Genomic DNA, 13,114 nt, shown 5'->3' with positions numbered 1-13,114 from the left:
GTGTTGCCAGACAACCTCTTGCGGCTGCGTTGCCCGGCTTAGTTGTGGACAGCGGCGCCGGTGAGGCCACGCCCACCTTCTAGCCTTGTCATTGCGTGACCGTGCTGTCAGTTTCCGCCGCAACGTCTTGCCGGAACCTGCCATGCCCTTTTCCATCGCCACCTGGAACATCAATTCCGTGCGCCTGCGCATGCCGCTGGTCGAGCGGCTGTTGAACGAGTACGCACCCGACGTCTTGTGCCTGCAGGAAACCAAGTGTCCGGACGACCAGTTTCCGTCCGCCGCGTTTCGCAAGATCGGCTACGAACACATCGCCATCCATGGCCAGAAGGGCTATCACGGCGTCGCCACGGTGGCGCGGCGGCCGCTTGAAATCGTGGAGAAGCGCCGCTTCTGCGAGATCGACGACAGCCGACATCTGTCGGTGCGTTTCGACGCCGGCGGCAAGAAGGTGACGCTGCACAATTTCTACGTTCCCGCTGGCGGCGACGAGCCCGATCCGGAGATCAATCCGAAATTCCGCCACAAGCTCGACTTCGTCGCCGAGATGAACGCGATCCGTGCCGAACAGGGCGAGAGTTCGGCCTCGGTGCTGGTCGGCGACCTCAACATCGCACCCCTCGAACACGATGTGTGGTCGCACAAGCAACTGCGCAACGTCGTCAGCCATACGCCCGTGGAGACCGAAAACTTCGAGGCGATGCGCAAGGCCGGCGATTGGGTCGACCTGATGCGGCTCAATGTGCCCGACGACCAGAAGATCTATACGTGGTGGAGCTACCGGGCGAAGGATTGGGAGATTTCCAATCGCGGGCGCCGGCTCGACCATGTCTGGTCCTCGACGAACCTCGCGCCTGATCTCGCCGGCATCGACATTTTGAGCGCCGCGCGCGGCTGGGAACGACCGTCGGATCACGTGCCGGTGATTGCCAGGTTCAATCTGGACTGAGATCAGGTGAGGCCGGCCTGCCGTTAGGGCAGGCCACGCGCGCCGGTTTCGCTCGTTCCTGACTTGCCGGCGTCACGGCATGACAAGCTTGCGGTTTCGAGCAGGCCGGACGCGCCTGTCCCTTTGTTCATGACTTTTCAGCGTCGCGGCATGGATTCCCGACACTCTCCGCTCGTTTCACTCGCTCACGAGGTCGGGAATGACGGGCTTAGTTGGCCGTTTCCGCGAACCGTCAACGTTGCCGCCAATGCTAAGCGCGAACCTTCGCCACTGGTGTCAAACGCGAACATTCGAGATTGGCGGAAGCGTCCCCTCAATCCGTCATTCCCGACCTCGTGAGCGAGTGAAACGAGCGGAGAGTGTCGGGAATCCATGCCGCAACGCTGGCAAAATTAGGAGCAGAGGGAAAAACGGTACGCCTGAAGGCGGATCAAATCGGAAGCTAGGGAACCCAGCGCGCACAAGCTGTTGCCGTGTCCAGAAGCCCGACCGGCCGCAGCTACTTGCCGAATCGCGGGGCCATGCTTTCGATCCGCGCGATCATGTCCTGGAGGTCTTCGAGGATGTGCTGGTGCAGCCGGGCCGCGGCTTCGGGATATTCCTCCAAGATGCGGTGGAACATTTTCCGGTTGAGCCGGATGACCTCCGAATCGATGGCCGCTGCCGCACTGGTCAACCGCCTGGTGTCGGCGATCAGCGCGAGTTCGCCGAGCATCGAGCCGGGTCCGGCCGAGCCGACTTCGGCGCGCGGTCCATCAACCTCGCGGTAAAGCGCTATTCGTCCCGATATCACGACATAGGCCGAATCGGCCTCGTCATCCTCGCGATAGAGCTTGCGATCGGCGGGGAGATGCACATTCTCCGCGCCAAAAGCCAGCAAACGCAGCTGTTCTTGTGTGAAGCCCTCAAATAGCCTCACGCCGGACAGGATGCGGATGTCGTCATCCAGCGCCATTATGTCCCCGACTTCTCAGACCGGCTCCCCCCTGTCGTCAGCCGGCGGCCCCACTCGCCGGGTAAACCAGTCAGGGGACCAGCTTGTATCCGCCGCTTTCTGTCACAAGAATTTCCGCATTGGAAGGATCGCGCTCGATCTTCTGGCGAAGACGGTACACATGCGTTTCCAACGTGTGCGTCGTGACACCTGAATTGTAGCCCCAAACCTCTTCGAGAAGTACGTCGCGGGTGACCACCTTCTGGTCAGCCCGGTAGAGATATTTGATGATCGAGGCCTCCTTTTCGGTGAGCCTGACCTTGCCGCCGCGCGCGTCGATAAGAAGCTTCTGGCTCGGCTTGAAGGTGTAGGGCCCAACAGCGAAGGTGGCATCCTCGCTCTGCTCGTGTTGGCGCAGCTGGGCGCGGATGCGCGCGAGCAGGACAGCGAAGCGGAACGGCTTGGTTACATAGTCGTTGGCGCCGGCTTCGAGACCGAGGATCGTGTCCGAATCGGTGTCGTGGCCGGTCAGCATGATGATGGGCGCCTTGTAGCCGCCCTTGCGCAGGATCTTCACCGCCTCGCGGCCATCCATGTCGGGCAGGCCGACATCCATGATGAGCAGGTCGATGAGGCCAGCGCGCGCTGCATTGACGCCCTTGGTGGCCGAGGCCTCCTCCAGGACTTCGAACTCCTCATAGAGCGCGAGCTGCTCGACAAGCGTGCCGCGCAGATCGTCGTCGTCGTCGACAATGAGGATGGTGCGTGAGGTCATGGATCAATCCGTTGTTTTAAAATCAAAAATTCTGTTGACCACAGACTATGGATGCGGAAGCTGACTGCGACAACCATCGACCGGGTGATTTGTTCCGCGAAGCGATCATACAAGAAAAATCAAAGGCGTAATTGGGGCGGATGAATTTTTGCGCAAGGGCATTTCCACAATCGTCGTAAGAGCCAAACCTGGCGACCGGACCAAGGGCCTGCTGCAGGTGGGCGCAACGGTGTTTCCTTGTGCGCTGGGGAGTGGCGGTATTTCCGCCGACAAGCGCGAAGGCGATGGCGCGACGCCGCTTGCAACGATGCGTCTTTTGTCGGGCTATTTCCGGCGGGATCATTTCGCAACGGGCCAGACTAGGCTTGCCATGCACGCGATCGCGCCTGATCTCGGCTGGTGCGAAGTGCCTGATGACCGCAACTACAACAGGCCGGTGAAGATCCCTTATCGCGCCAGCCACGAGCGCATGAAGCGCGACGACCGGCTCTACGATGCCTGCCTCGTGCTCGACTGGAACATCCGGCCGCGACGACGCGGACGCGGCAGCGCCATCTTCTTTCACTTGGCGCGGCCGGGTTTTACTCCGACGCAAGGCTGCGTGGCGGTGACGGCGCGTGTGATGGCGCGGCTGTTGCCGCATCTTTCGAACCGCACGGTGCTGAAAGTGCTGCGCTAAAGAAAAGCGGCCCGAAGATGGGAGACTATCTTCGGGCCGAGTGTGCTCCCAGAGTGAGCTTGGGAGATCGGGTCAACGGTGGTTGTGGCGGCGCGGCTGCTGCCAGCCGATATCAAGAAGCCCAAGCCGACCAAGATCGGAGTCGACGGCCTTGGTGATGTCCTTGCAGGCGATGCCCGTGTCGCGGCGATAGTGCTCGGTCAGGCAGCCGAAATCCTGGGCGGGCGCGTTGAGTGCTGCCTTCATGTGGCGAAACCAATCCATGACCGGCTGCAGCCGGGCCGGCTGGGCGTATGGGGTTTTCAAGACATCGGTCGACATGGTGTGGTCCGTTTCGTCCGGATATCAAATCCGGTTTGACATTGCTCTAACTGGTCCCATGATGTGGCGTTGAAAGACAAAAGAGAAACGAGTAGTTCTTTCTCAATCATCAAATTCAGCTTGAAGATCCACCGATGCGCTTCGTACCTGGGACACGTGCACTGCGGACGCTGGAGGCTGCTGGTCGGCATCTGAATTTCACGCGCGCCGCCGACGAACTCGGCCTGACGCCGGCTGCGGTCAGCCATCAGATCAAGGAAATCGAAGATCAGCTCGGCGTCGTGCTGTTCACCCGCACCAGCAGAAGCATTCGGCTGACCGAGGCGGGGGCGGCGCTGTGCGATGCCTCCTCGGATGCCATCGAGCTGCTCAACCGGGCTGTCTCCAAGGCGAGAAAACTGACACGCGGGACCGCGCAGCTGAAGGTGACGCTCGACGCGCAGTTCGCCGGCAAGTGGCTGATGCGGCGCGTCGATGGTTTCCGCAAGCTGCATCCCGATATCGATCTGCGTTTCGACATTAGCTACGACGTGCGCGACTTCGATCTCGACGACGTCGATGTCGGCATCCGCTTCGGCATGGGCAAGTATCCGGGCCTCGTCGCCGAGCGGCTGTTCGACAACATGATCATCCCGGTGTGCAGCCCCAAGCTTCTGGCGTCGGGGCCGCCGCTGCGCGTGCCGCGCGACCTGTTCAACCACACGCTCGTCCACATCGAATGGTCGCAGCAAGGCGTGACCTGGCCGAACTGGCGCATGTGGATGGCCGCCGCAGGCGTCGACGATTTCGATGATAGCCGCTCGATCGTCTTCACCAATTCGTCCGACGCGGTGCAGGTGGCGATCGACGGCAGTGCGGTGGCGCTTGCCGATTTCGCCATGGTCGCCAATGACCTGTCCGAGGGGCGGCTGGTGCGGCCGTTTGAACTGGGCATCAAGGTGTCGCGCGAGTTCGCCTATTTCCTTGTCTATCCCAAGGTCACCGCCGAAGATCCGCGCATTATCGCGTTCCGGGAGTGGATATTGGAAGAGGCGGCGCAGACGCAGACGTAGCTGCCAGCTCCTCCGTCATCTCGGAGGCGCGTCAGGCGAAGCGCCAGACGGTGGTGCGCTTGACCTCGGCGTCCTCGAGCGCGCGGGTGACTGGCACCTCGTAGGTGGCGAGCTTTTCCAGACGTTCCTTGGGAAGGTAGGAGCGGCCGGGGTCGCCGACGAGCACGTCAGCGCCGCGTTGGCGCAGGGCCGAAAACCACGGCACAAGACGGTCGGCGAAGGGCTTTTCGTAAAAGACATCGCCGGCGAGCACGACGTCCCAGCCATCGTTGCGCCCGACCTGGTCTGCGCCCATGAAATGGACTTCAACCGCGTTGGCATCGGCATTGAGCCTGATCGCGGCCTCGCAGAATGGGTCGATGTCGGCGCCGACGACTGAAGCAGCACCCGCCTGCATGGCGGCGATGGCGACAAGGCCGGAGCCCGAGGCGAAATCCAGCACGCGCTTGCCGGCAACCGTATCAGGCTGGTCGAGCACATAACGCGCCAGCCCCTGTCCGCCGGCCCAGGCAAAGGCCCAGAAGGGCGGCGGCAGGCCGATCTCGGCCAGCTGTTCTTCGGTGCGATGCCAGAGATCATGCGCCTCGTCGGCGAGATAGAGCGCAACTTCAGGCACATGCGGCGGCCGCATCAGTGCCGTGTTGGCGCGGATGAAGTTTTCCGCGCTCTCGGGTGTGAGTTTTGCCACGGAACCTGTCGTCACGGCGCCTTGTTGAGCCCGGCCATGCGGCAGACTTCCTGCCATTCGTCCGGGGTCACCGGCTGGACGGAAAGACGCATCGAGGTGACCAGCGCCATCTTCTCAAGCGCTGGATTGGCCTTGACGTCGACAAGGGTGACGGGTTGGGGAATGTCGCTGTGGTAGCGGATGTCGACGCATTCCCAGCGTGGATCGTCGGTGGTGGTGTCGTGATGCGCCAGTGCGCAGACTTCGGCGATGCCGACGACCTCCAGCCCCTCATTGGAGTGGTAGAAGAAGCCGAGATCGCCAATCTGCATGGCGCGCATGTTGTTGCGCGCGAGATAGTTGCGCACGCCGTCCCACTCTGTGCCTTCCTTGCCCTTGGCCTTCAGCATCTCCCAGGAGAATTTGAACGGCTCGGATTTGAACAGCCAGTAATTCTTGTCGCTCATTCGTTGCGTCCCCTCGATCTGCTCGGCTTGAATCAGGCGCTGGCCGGATTGTTGAAGACCCAGTTCCACGGCTTGATCTGGACGTTCTCAAACAGGCCGGCCTTGGCGTAGGGATCGGCGTCGGCGATCGCCTGGGCTGCTGATGCGTCGGCGGCCTCGATGACCACCAGGGATCCGTCCGGCTTACCATCGGCGTCGAGGAAGGGGCCGGCGAATTTGAGGGCGCCCTTGGCGTTCAGATCGTTGAGGAAGGCGACGTGATCGGGACGCGCATCGAGGCGAACCTGAAGATGGCCCGGCTTGTCCTTGCAGATCAGTGCGAAAAGCATGTTTGCATATCCTCTTTGGTTCAGGAGTTCAGTCGGCTTCGGCGCGCAGCGGCCTGGTCATCAGGCCGGCGACGGCCTCGTTGATGGTGATGGCGCGATCGAGCAGGGCAGCGACCGCTTCGACGATCGGCGCGTCGATGCCGCGCTCGCGGGTGAGGCGCGCGGCGATGTAGGCGGTGGCAACACCTTCGGCGAGCGGCCGGCCGGAAAGTTCCTCGCCTTTGCCGAGCGCCACGCCATAAGCGAAGTTGCGCGATTGCACCGACGAACAGGTGAGCATCAGGTCGCCGAGGCCGGACAGGCCCATCAGCGTTTCTGGACGGGCGCCGAAGGCCGCACCTATGCGGCGCAGTTCGACGAAGCCGCGCGTGACAAGCGCTGCCTGGGCGCTGGCGCCGAGGCCAGCACCCGTGACGGCACCGGCGGCGATGGCGAAGACATTCTTCAGCGCGCCGCCGATCTCGACGCCGATCAGGTCGTCAGTCGAATAGCAGCGCAGATTGGCGGCTGAGAAGCGCAAGGCGAGTGCCGAGGCCCGGGCTTCGTCTTCCGAAGCAACCACAACGGCCGTCGGCAGGCCCCGCGCCACGTCGGTGGCGAAGCTTGGACCGGACAATGCTGCGACGGGATTTTCAGGCAGGATCTCGGTTGCGATGGCCGACAGGAGCCTGCCGGTATCGCGCTCGATGCCCTTGGCGCAAAGCACCAGAGGCACGTGGGCTGCGACATGCGGCTTGACCTGGGTCAGCACGGCACGCAGCGCCTGCGCCGGGGTGACGACCAGCACGCAGTCGGTGCCGGCAAGGGCCACGGCGAGGTCCGTGGTGGTGGCGATGCCGGCTTCGAAGCTGATGCCGGGGAGATAGCGCGGGTTGGTTCCGCTGCGAATGGCTTCGACGCTTTCGCTGTCGCGGGCCCACAAGGTGACGGCATGGCCCGCGTGCAGCATGGCGAGCGCCAGGGCCGTGCCCCAGGCGCCACCGCCGAGAACAGTGGCCTTGTATGCGTTCATGCCTTGGCTCCTCGCCTGCCGGAGCCGACGACCGGTGCTGAGACGCTGTCCAGCGGCCAGCGCGATCGCGGCACAAAATCGAATGCGTCCGGTTCCACGAGATCGGCGCGCAGCCGCTCGATGCCGGCCCAGGCGATCATCGCTGCATTGTCGGTGCATAAGGCCATGGGTGGCGCGACAAAGCCAAAGCCGTGATCGGCGCAGAGCTTTTCCAAGAGAGTGCGGATCTGCTTGTTGGCGGCGACACCGCCGGCAACGACGAGGGCAGGTGCCTTGCTAACGGGGAATTCGTCGCGGAAACGCGCCAGTGCACGCTTGACGCGGTCGCCGAGTGCGTCGGCTACGGCCGCCTGGAACGAGGCGCAGATGTCGGCGACATCCTGATCGCTCAGAGGTGCCACGGCAGTCGCTGCCTGGCGCACGGCGGTCTTGAGGCCGGAAAACGAGAAATCGGGCTGAGCCGAACCCTTCATCGGGCGTGGGAAGATGAAGCGGGTGGCGTCGCCCGACTGGGCAGCCTTTTCGACATTGGGACCGCCGGGATAGGGCAGAGCCAGCATCTTGGCGGTCTTGTCGAATGCCTCGCCAAGCGCGTCGTCGATGGTGGTGGCCCAGCGCTGATAGTCGCCGACACCTTTGACCAGAACGATCTGGGTGTGGCCACCCGAGACCAGCAAGAGCAGATAGGGGAAGTCGAGCCCGTCGGTCAGCCGCGCGGTCAGCGCATGGCCTTCGAGATGGTTGATGGCAATCAGCGGCTTGCCGGCGGCTGCGGCAATCGCCTTGGCCGTCATCAGACCGACGATCAGCCCGCCGACGAGGCCCGGGCCGGCGGTCGCGGCAATCGCGTCGATGTCGGCAAGCGACAGGCCCGAATCCTCAAGGGCTGCCTCGACAATGCCGTCGAGCGCTTCGACATGGGCGCGCGCCGCGATCTCGGGAACGACGCCGCCAAAGGCCGCATGTTCCTCGATCTGGCTGAAGACCGTGCTCGACAAAATGCGCGGCGTTTTGCCTGCTTCAAGCGCAACGACGCTGGCCGCGGTTTCGTCGCAGCTCGTCTCGATGCCCAGAACACGGATCAATTGGTCGCTACCCTGCATGATTGCCCGGTGGTAAATTCCTAGATAGGAGGTACGGGACCGCCCCGCCAGCGCGGGGTTATCACGGACCAAGCGCTATGCAAACAAGAGCCTTGAGAATCGGAACACGCGGCAGCCTGCTGGCGCTCGCGCAAGCCCATGAGACGCGCGAGCGGCTGATGGCGGCGCACGCCTTGCCGGAAGAAGCGTTCGAGATCGTGACGATTTCGACCAGCGGCGATCGCATCCAGGACCGGCCGCTGTCGCTGGCCGGCGGCAAGGGCCTTTTCACCAAGGAACTGGAAGAAGCGCTGTATTCGGGCGAGATCGATTTCGCCGTGCATTCGTCCAAGGACATGCCGACGCAGCTGCCCGACGGACTCGAACTGTCGGCGTTTTTGCCGCGCGAGGACCCGCGCGATGCGTTCATCGGCCGCGCCGCACCCAAGATCATGGACCTTCCCGAGGGCGCAGTCGTCGGCTCGTCGTCGCTGAGGCGCCAGGCACTGATCCGGCGCATGCGGCCCGACCTTAACGTTGTGATGTTTCGCGGCAATGTGCAGACGCGGCTGCGCAAGCTCGATGAAGGCGTGGCGCAGGGCACCATCCTTGCCAATGCCGGCCTGCGGCGTCTCGGACTTGCCGAAATCATCACCGACCTGATGCCGCTGGACGTCTTCCCACCAGCACCGGGGCAGGGCGCGATCTGCATCGAAAGCCGCATCGGCGACACGGATGTCACCGCCAAGCTTGCTGCAATCGACCACAGGCCGACCGGCCAGGCGCTGGCCTGCGAGCGGGCCTTTCTCGCAGCGCTCGACGGCTCGTGCCGGACACCGATTGCCGGATACGCTATGATCGATGGCGACAGGCTGTCATTTTCCGGCCTGATCCTGACGCCTGATGGTACCTTGTGGCATGAGGCCAAGGCCGAGGGCGCTGCTGCCGATGCCGCAACGATCGGCCGCAAGGCTGGCGAAGACGTCAGGGCGCGAGCCGGCGAGAAATTTTTCGAGGGGTGGAGCTAGATGGCACGCCGTGTGCTGGTGACGAGGCCGGATCCCGGCGCCACCCGCACCGCGCGGCGCCTTGAAGCGCTCGGCTTCGAACCGGTGCTTCTGCCGTTATCCGAAACGCGTGCCTTGCCGGTGGTGCGCGGAATCGTTCCAACCGATGCGACGGCAGTGGCTGTGACCAGCGCCAATGCCTTGCGCCACGCGCCAAGCGGGCTGATCGAGCGGCTGCGGCAACTGCCATGCCATGCAGTGGGCGTACGGACCGCTGAGAGCGCGCGCAAAGCCGGCTTTTTCTCCGTCAACGAAGGCCCCGGCGATGCCGCCGCCCTTGCCGACATGATTGCAATCGAACTTGGCAAGGCAACGCTTGCCTATCTCTGCGGTCGCGTGCGGATGCCGGAGTTCGAACGCCGCCTTGGTTTGAATGGCACCAAGGTGGTGCCGATCGAGACCTACGACACGATCGCGCTCGCACCTGATCCGACTTACGTGCGCCAACAGCTTGGTGGGCAACCTATTGACGCGGTGCTGCTCTATTCGGCGCGCTCGGCTGCGGCCTTCGGCACCTTGATGGAAATGCATGCGGAGGCTGATCTGCTGATGCGCGGCGCAACCTGTTTTTGCCTGTCCGGGCGCATCGCCTCGGCGCTGGTCGAGGGCCTGCGCGTCGCGGTTGCGCCGGATCCCAACGAGGATGCGCTGCTTGATCTTCTCGGTGAGCCGGATTGACGTTGGAGTGACTGCGCCATCACGCGGCCTTTTTTCGCGGGACGGTGGGTGTTACTGATTTTGATCTTCGACCCCGCACCGCTTGCGGGACCTGTGCCAATGAAATCGCGGAGCCCCAAGCATGGTCAAGACGCCGAATACGCGCCATTCGAAGACGCATCGCGACCCGGTGACCATCGAGCTGGAGCCGGGCGCGGTTTCGCGCGTCGAAGACGCAGCCAAGACGGAAGCTGCGCACGAGCCCGTTTCGGAAGCGACGGGCGACGAGGCATTGGCGGCGGCGGACCAAGCGGCAAAGCCAGAGTCGAGCGAGACGGCTGCCAAGGCCGATTCGGGATACACGTCCTACGACTACAGCTTCGACAATGCACAGCCGACGCGACAGCCTGAGGCCGAAGCGCCGACCAATGCTGCGTCGTCGAGCGCCAGCAGTTCAAGCGCCTCACGCGCAGCATCTCCTGCGCCGGCGCCGCGGCAGTCCACTTCAGGCATGTTGCCCGGCCTGGCTGGTGGCCTGATCGCCCTTCTGGTGGCGGGCGGGCTGCAATATGCCGGCGTGCTTGGCGCGCCCGGTGGCTCAACCGGGCCGGCTGGCGGCGGCGAGCAGATGCAAAGCGAAATCGCCTCGCTGAAGTCACAGATTGCCGATCTCGGCGCTTCGAGCGTTGGCAGCGAGCTCAAGGGCGAGCTTGACGGGCTCAAGACCGAAGTCGGCCAGGTGAAAAGCGAAGTCGAGGCGCTGAAATCGTCAACCGGACAGGCCGGATCGAGCGACGCGCTTGCCGGGCTCGACGAGCGCATCAAGCAGATCGAGACGGCTATCTCGTCGCTGAGCCAGGCTGGGGCGACGTCCTCCGAGATGACCGCGCTGAATGAGCGCATTGCCGGGCTCGACGCGGCGATAAAGGCGACGACGGCCGACGATGGCAAGATCGCGACGCTGGAGCAGTCTATTTCTTCGCTTGAGACCAAGGTCGAGGCACAGGCGTCGCAGCCCAAGATCGCGATGGCGATTGCCGCCTCGGCGCTCAAGGCGGCGGTCGAGCGGGGAGCCGGATTCGGTGCCGAACTCGAAACTTTCGCTGCCATTTCGCCCGACGCGCCGGAACTGGCGGCACTCAGGGCGCAAGCCGAAAAGGGCGTGCCGACGCGCGCCGAGATCGTGGCTGCGACCGATGCGGCCGCCAATGCGATGATCGCCGCGGCCAAGCCTGTCAACGAGAACGCCGGCATCTTCGAACGGCTGGTTTCGAGCGCAGAGCAGCTGGTTCAGGTGCGCCCGATCGGCGCTGTCGAAGGCGCTGGCGTACCGGAAACGGTGGCGCGCTTGGAAGTGGCGGTCAATCAGGGCGATTTCGCCAAGGCGCTTGCCGAATACGACACGCTGCCGGAGACGGCGAAAGCCGCAGGCGCGGACTTCATTGCCAAGCTCAAGGCGCGGCTGGATGTCGAAACGCTGGTCGACAAGCTCGTCGCCGGCGCGATGAAGGCATGAGGGGCACCAGATGATCCGCATCCTGTTCTTCCTCGCCGTCGTCTTTGCGCTCGGGCTCGGCTTTGCCTGGCTGGCTGATCGCCCCGGCGACATGGTCGTGACCTTCAGCGGCTATCAGTACAAGGTCAGCCTGATGGTGGCGGCGGTGACGGTCACCGCCATCGTCGTGGCGGCGATGCTATTGTGGTGGCTGACCAAGTCGGTGTGGAACAGCCCCTATACGATTGCCCGGCATTTCCGCGCCCGTAGGCGTGATCGGGGCTATCAGGCGCTGTCGACCGGCATGATCGCGGCCGGTGCCGGCGACGCCGCCCTGGCGCGCAAGAAAAACAAGGAAGCGGCCAAGCTCATCCGTTCCGACCAGGAGCCGCTAATCCATCTGCTCGACGCCCAGGCCTCGCTGCTGGAAGGTGACCATGATGGTGCCCGCCAGAAGTTCGAGACGATGCTCGACGATCCCGAAATGCGCTTGCTTGGCCTGCGCGGGCTTTATCTTGAGGCCGAGAGGCTGGGCGACCGGGCAGCGGCGCGCCACTATGCCGGACGTGCTGCCGGGCTTGCGCCGCAGCTCGGCTGGGCGGCGGATTCGACGCTTGAGGAAAAGACCGAGCGCGGCGACTGGGACGGGGCGCTGGCTCTTGTCGATGCCCAGAAATCGACGCGCCAGATCGAGCGCGACGTGGCTAACAACAAGCGTTCGGTGCTTTTGACCGCCAAGGCGATGTCGCTGCTCGACAGCGACTTCAACACCGCGCGCACCGCGGCACTCGAAGCCAACCGCCTGCGGCCGGAATTTGGCCCGGCGGCGATCATTGCCGCCAAGACGCTGTTCCGCCAGAACGACGTTCGCAAGGGTTCTAAGGTGCTGGAGGCTGCGTGGAAAGCCGAGCCGCAGCCCGATATCGCCGAGCTCTACGTCCATGGCCGTTCCGGCGATGCCGTGCTTGACCGGCTGGCGCGGGCAAAGAAGCTGCAGTCGTTGAAGCAGAACCATCCCGAATCCTCGCTCGCCGTCGCACGGGCGGCATTGGAGGCGCAGGACTATGCGCTTGCCCGCAGCGAGGCCGAAGCAGCTGCGAGGATGCAGCCACGAGAGGGCGCCTATCTCTTGCTCGCCGACATCGAGGAAGCTCAGACCGGCGACCAGGGCAAGGTGCGGCAGTGGCTGTCGCGTGCCGTGCGGGCGCCGCGCGACCCGGCCTGGGTCGCCGACGGCGTGGTGTCAGAGCGCTGGGCACCGTTTTCGCCGGTTACCGGCAGGCTCGATGCCTTCGAATGGCGCGCACCCGAGGAGCGGCTTGGCCATCTGATCGAACAACATGACGATGAACCTGCCGAACGCGTCGCGATCCCGGCGATCCGGGCGGCGCAGCCCGCCGGCGACGATATCGTTGATGTGACGGTGGAAAGCGATATCGAGCCGGAAAAGAGCGCTGAAGCGGAGAAGGTTGTGGTGCCAGCGCCTAACCCTGTCGCAGGGCTCGTGGACGACGACAAGGCCGAACCGATCCGCCTGCCCGACGATCCGGGTGTCGATCCTGAGGTGGCGCGGGAAAACGCTCAGAAGCGGTTCCGTTTGTTTTGATGTTCCACCGAACCTAGATCTA

The 13,114-nt window shown here is 63.9% G+C and carries 15 protein-coding genes; 7 read left to right on the top strand and 8 right to left on the bottom strand.

Annotated elements, in window-relative coordinates; translation table 11 throughout:
* The first annotated feature begins 142 nt into the window (after positions 1–142).
* Entirely contained in the window at positions 143–949 is an 807-nt protein-coding gene (gene xth, locus AC1DLV_RS12040) for an exodeoxyribonuclease III (protein WP_476800272.1), read from the top strand.
* Positions 950–1,448: 499 nt separating this feature from the next.
* Here the strand turns inward: xth and AC1DLV_RS12035 are convergent, their stop codons facing one another.
* Positions 1,449–1,904 (bottom strand): cyclic nucleotide-binding domain-containing protein, encoded by a 456-nt coding sequence (locus AC1DLV_RS12035; RefSeq protein WP_476781965.1) that lies wholly within the window; start codon positions 1,902–1,904, stop codon positions 1,449–1,451.
* A gap of 70 nt (positions 1,905–1,974) precedes the next feature.
* Positions 1,975–2,658, bottom strand: a complete 684-nt coding sequence (locus AC1DLV_RS12030; RefSeq protein WP_476781964.1) for a response regulator transcription factor — start codon at positions 2,656–2,658, stop codon at positions 1,975–1,977.
* Between the two features lie 148 nt (positions 2,659–2,806).
* On the opposite strand from AC1DLV_RS12030, the gene AC1DLV_RS12025 reads away from it, so the two are divergent.
* The gene (locus AC1DLV_RS12025; RefSeq protein WP_476800271.1) at positions 2,807–3,337 is read left to right on the top strand and encodes a L,D-transpeptidase family protein; all 531 of its coding nucleotides are present in this window, start codon (positions 2,807–2,809) and stop codon (positions 3,335–3,337) included.
* A 72-nt stretch (positions 3,338–3,409) separates the two neighbouring features.
* On the opposite strand, the gene AC1DLV_RS12020 is transcribed toward AC1DLV_RS12025, so the two are convergent.
* A complete protein-coding gene (locus AC1DLV_RS12020; protein ID WP_476800270.1) occupies positions 3,410–3,658 on the bottom strand; it encodes a hypothetical protein in 249 nt (82 codons plus the stop codon).
* Between the two features lie 134 nt (positions 3,659–3,792).
* Between AC1DLV_RS12020 and gcvA the strand changes: the two genes are divergently transcribed.
* Positions 3,793–4,710 carry a transcriptional regulator GcvA gene (gene gcvA, locus AC1DLV_RS12015; RefSeq protein WP_476800269.1) on the top strand — a complete coding sequence of 306 codons (918 nt, stop codon included), beginning with the start codon at positions 3,793–3,795 and terminating at the stop codon, positions 4,708–4,710.
* Positions 4,711–4,741: 31 nt separating this feature from the next.
* On the opposite strand, the gene AC1DLV_RS12010 is transcribed toward gcvA, so the two are convergent.
* From AC1DLV_RS12010 to tsaD, 5 genes are read right to left on the bottom strand one after another with little or no spacing between them, the layout of a single operon-like run.
* Complete coding sequence (locus AC1DLV_RS12010; protein ID WP_476800268.1) at positions 4,742–5,455, bottom strand: class I SAM-dependent methyltransferase; 714 nt, start codon at positions 5,453–5,455, stop codon at positions 4,742–4,744.
* Positions 5,410–5,844 carry an EVE domain-containing protein gene (locus AC1DLV_RS12005; RefSeq protein WP_476800267.1) on the bottom strand — a complete coding sequence of 145 codons (435 nt, stop codon included), beginning with the start codon at positions 5,842–5,844 and terminating at the stop codon, positions 5,410–5,412. Before AC1DLV_RS12005 ends, AC1DLV_RS12010 begins: the two co-directional genes overlap by 46 nt.
* Positions 5,845–5,876: 32 nt before the next feature.
* On the bottom strand, positions 5,877–6,173 hold the full coding sequence (locus AC1DLV_RS12000; RefSeq protein ID WP_476800266.1) for a YciI-like protein: 297 nt from the start codon (positions 6,171–6,173) through the stop codon (positions 5,877–5,879).
* A 28-nt stretch (positions 6,174–6,201) separates the two neighbouring features.
* Entirely contained in the window at positions 6,202–7,185 is a 984-nt protein-coding gene (locus tag AC1DLV_RS11995) for an NAD(P)H-dependent glycerol-3-phosphate dehydrogenase (protein WP_476800265.1), read from the bottom strand.
* Positions 7,182–8,267 (bottom strand): tRNA (adenosine(37)-N6)-threonylcarbamoyltransferase complex transferase subunit TsaD, encoded by a 1,086-nt coding sequence (tsaD, locus tag AC1DLV_RS11990; protein ID WP_476800327.1) that lies wholly within the window; start codon positions 8,265–8,267, stop codon positions 7,182–7,184. The genes AC1DLV_RS11995 and tsaD overlap by 4 nt, the downstream gene beginning before the upstream one ends.
* A 98-nt stretch (positions 8,268–8,365) precedes the next feature.
* Between tsaD and hemC the strand changes: the two genes are divergently transcribed.
* The 4 genes from hemC to AC1DLV_RS11970 all read left to right on the top strand — a co-directional run bounded on the left by hemC (position 8,366) and on the right by AC1DLV_RS11970 (position 13,092).
* Complete coding sequence (hemC, locus tag AC1DLV_RS11985) at positions 8,366–9,295, top strand: hydroxymethylbilane synthase (RefSeq protein WP_476800264.1); 930 nt, start codon at positions 8,366–8,368, stop codon at positions 9,293–9,295.
* Positions 9,296–10,012, top strand: coding sequence for a uroporphyrinogen-III synthase (locus AC1DLV_RS11980; protein WP_476800263.1), 717 nt, complete (start codon positions 9,296–9,298; stop codon positions 10,010–10,012).
* A 121-nt stretch (positions 10,013–10,133) separates the two neighbouring features.
* On the top strand, positions 10,134–11,507 hold the full coding sequence (locus tag AC1DLV_RS11975) for a COG4223 family protein (RefSeq protein WP_476836167.1): 1,374 nt from the start codon (positions 10,134–10,136) through the stop codon (positions 11,505–11,507).
* 10 nt (positions 11,508–11,517) lie between these two features.
* Positions 11,518–13,092 (top strand): heme biosynthesis HemY N-terminal domain-containing protein, encoded by a 1,575-nt coding sequence (locus AC1DLV_RS11970; protein ID WP_476800261.1) that lies wholly within the window; start codon positions 11,518–11,520, stop codon positions 13,090–13,092.
* Positions 13,093–13,114: the final 22 nt, after the last annotated feature.

The sequence above is a fragment of the Aminobacter sp. 01T433 genome, from assembly GCF_056398585.1.
The sequence above is the reverse complement of the archived record's forward strand: the minus strand, read 5'-3'. Positions and strand labels throughout refer to the sequence as shown.